Source organism: Phycicoccus sp. (genome assembly GCF_035325325.1).
In the GTDB taxonomy this organism is placed as follows: Bacteria; Actinomycetota; Actinomycetes; order Actinomycetales; family Dermatophilaceae; genus Phycicoccus.
The window spans coordinates 1-2,835 of the sequence record NZ_DAOLAC010000020.1 but is presented as its reverse complement, the minus strand read 5'-3'; the positions used below and the strand labels follow the sequence as shown (position 1 = coordinate 2,835).

At 74.0% G+C, this 2,835-nt stretch carries 3 protein-coding genes; 2 read left to right on the top strand and 1 reads right to left on the bottom strand.

Annotated features, from left to right (window positions below):
• Together PKA89_RS12450 and PKA89_RS12445 are read left to right on the top strand one after the other, a co-directional pair.
• The coding region (locus tag PKA89_RS12450; RefSeq protein ID WP_324419890.1) for a lipoyl synthase at positions 1-865 on the top strand (865 nt) is incomplete at its 5' end.
• A gap of 57 nt (positions 866-922) precedes the next feature.
• Positions 923-1,648 carry a DUF4191 domain-containing protein gene (locus PKA89_RS12445; protein ID WP_324419888.1) on the top strand — a complete coding sequence of 242 codons (726 nt, stop codon included), beginning with the start codon at positions 923-925 and terminating at the stop codon, positions 1,646-1,648.
• A 188-nt stretch (positions 1,649-1,836) separates the two neighbouring features.
• Here the strand turns inward: PKA89_RS12445 and PKA89_RS12440 are convergent, their stop codons facing one another.
• Positions 1,837-2,280, bottom strand: coding sequence for an RDD family protein (locus tag PKA89_RS12440; protein WP_324419886.1), 444 nt, complete (start codon positions 2,278-2,280; stop codon positions 1,837-1,839).
• Positions 2,281-2,835: the final 555 nt, after the last annotated feature.

The following is a 2,835-nucleotide window of genomic DNA, read 5'->3' as shown; positions in this document are numbered from 1 at the left end:
GTGCGGGGGGGCGGCCCCCGAGACCGCCTGGGTTTGCGGGAGGCGGCGCCGGCCCCCCTTCCCCGCGGGCGGTCCCCCCCCCCCCCGCCGCTGCGACTTCTGCGACATCGCCACCGGTCGCCCGCAGCCGCTCGACCCGGAGGAGCCGCGCAAGGTCGCCGAGTCGGTCCGCACGATGGGGCTGCGGTACGCCACGGTCACCGGTGTCGCCCGCGACGACCGCCCGGACGGCGCCGCCGGCCTCTACGCCGAGACGATCCGCCAGATCCACGCGCTCAACCCGAACACCGGTGTCGAGATCCTCCCGCCCGACTTCGGCGCCCGCCCCGAGCTGGTCTCCCAGGTCTTCGACGCCCGCCCCGAGGTGTTCGCGCACAACCTCGAGACGGTGCCGCGCATCTTCAAGCGGATCCGGCCGGCCTTCACCTACGAGAAGTCGCTGCGCGTGCTGACCATGGCCCGCGAGGCCGGGCTGGTCACCAAGTCCAACCTCATCCTCGGGATGGGCGAGGAGGACCACGAGGTCGAGGAGGCCATCCGCGACCTCCACGACGCCGGCTGCGACATCCTCACCATCACCCAGTACCTGCGCCCCTCCCCGATGCACCACCCGATCGACCGGTGGGTCAAGCCCGAGGAGTTCGTGCACTGGTCCGACGTCGCGACCGACGTCGGGTTCAAGGGCGTCATGGCCGGGCCGCTGGTCCGCTCCTCCTACCGCGCCGGACGCCTCTGGGCGACCGCGATGAAGCGCTGGGGCCGCCCGGTGCCCGAGCACCTGGCCCACCTCGCCGAGGCTGCGTCCGACCCGGCCCGCCAGGAGGCGGCGGCGTTGGTGGCCCGGGCCTCCCGCCCCGTATCCTGAGGGTCGCCCCCGCACGCACGCGGGCCGGCGCACGTCCCCGACCAGGAGCACCTCCCCGTGTCCGACGCACCCGAGAAGAAGCAGGGCCGCATCGCCGAGATCCGGCAGGCCTACCGCGCGATCAAGTCGCTCGACCCGAAGCTCGGGTGGTGGATGCTCGGTGCCGCCCTCCTCGCCGCGGCCGTCGTCATCGGCATCGGCGCGTACTTCGGCGGCGGCTGGCTCATCTACGCCGTGCTCGTCGCGATCCCCACGGCCCTGCTCGCCGCGGTCATCGTCATGAACCGGCGCGGCAACACGGCGATGTACAAGGCCCTCGACGGACAGGTCGGCGCGGCCGGCGCGGCCCTGACCGGCATGGGCCGGCGCGGCTGGTTCGCGTCGCAGGAACCGGTCGCACTGGACGGTGCCCGCGGCACCCGCCCCCAGGACATGGCCGGCGCCGCGATGGTCTTCCGCGCGCTCGGCCGTCCGGGGATCGTCCTCATCGGCGAGGGCCCCGCCGGCCGGGTCGCCAAGCTCCTCAAGCAGGAGGAGAAGAAGGTCGCCCGCGTCGCGCCCGGCGTGCCCGTGCACCTGTGGACGGTCGGTGACGACGAGGGTCAGGTGCCGGTCAAGAAGCTCTCGGGCAAGCTGACCCGGATGCGCCCCGTGCTGAGCAAGGCGGAGGTCTCCGTCGTCAACAAGCGCCTCACCTCGCTCGGTGGCCTCAAGCCGCCGATCCCCAAGGGCGTCGACCCGACCAAGGCCCGCATGGACCGCAAGGCGATGCGCGGCCGCTGAGGCCCCGCCCCACGCCCGCTCTGCGGGGACGTCGCCCGACGGCCCCCGGTCTCCCTGCCGACCGGGGGCCTCGACGCACCACACGGCAACGCTGCACTGGGTCGCCTACCGTGTGCGCCACCGGGATTGCTCCCGGCACGCCCAGTCTCCCGCGCCGGCGACGGCCCGACCCGCCGGTGTCCGGTACGTCACTCCCCCGGCGTGGCCGGGACGGTGGGGCGGACGATGCGGGTGCCCGCGGCGAGGTCGTGCAGCCCGCGGCCACCGACGGTGACGGCGGCCGGGAGGACGAGGGCGGCGAGCACCGAGCGGAGGAGCACCTGGAGCGGGAAGGGGCCGGGGCGCACCTGCCACACCTGCAGGCCCATGAGCCGGTGGCCGACGCTGGAGCCGGTGAGCGACACGAGGACGGTGGTGAGGACGACGAAGACGCCGCCGACGGCCCACGTGCTCGTCGGGACGCCGAGGATCATCGGCGGGCGGACGCCCGGCTCCGCGAGGTCGAACGGGAGCACGAGGAAGGTCACGAGCGCGCTGAGCACCCAGTCGACGACGAAGCCACCGAACCGGCGCAGCGCCGTGGCGAACTCGGCGGTGGGCGGGGCGGGCTGTGACGCGGGGGTCGTCGGCACGCTCCCAGCCTATTTCACCGGGCCGGGGTCGCTGAGCCGAGGCGCGGCGCCGGTCGTCCACGGGGGAGCAATCGTCACGAGATCATCTGGAGGACAACCACTTACCCGTGGTTGGCAGGGGTGGGGTGTCGGTGGTCGCCGGGAGGTTGGGTGCAACGGGGAAAGGGGCACCGATGACCGCAACGACCACCGCGACGACCGGTCCGGGTGCCGAGGCCCCGCCCGCCGTGGTGGCGGGCGAGTCCTGGAGCCACACGACGGGCGAGCTCTGCGGCGACGCCACGGGCGAGTTCTCCACAGACCCCGGCTCGGGACAGGATGCGTTGCGGGACAGCTGGTTACCTGTGGATGAAGCAGGTGGGGTGTCGGTGGCCGCCGGTAGAGTCAGGGCATTGGGAAGGGGGCTCAGATGACCACCACGACGACCGGGCCGGGCGACGTCGTCGCGGCCGCGCGCGCGGCGCGGCGGGTGGTCGAGCAGGCGCTCTCGCCCGTCGAGGCGCGGGGCTCGGTCGAGGAGTGGTCGGCCGCCCTGGGTGAGCTGCAGTCGCTGGC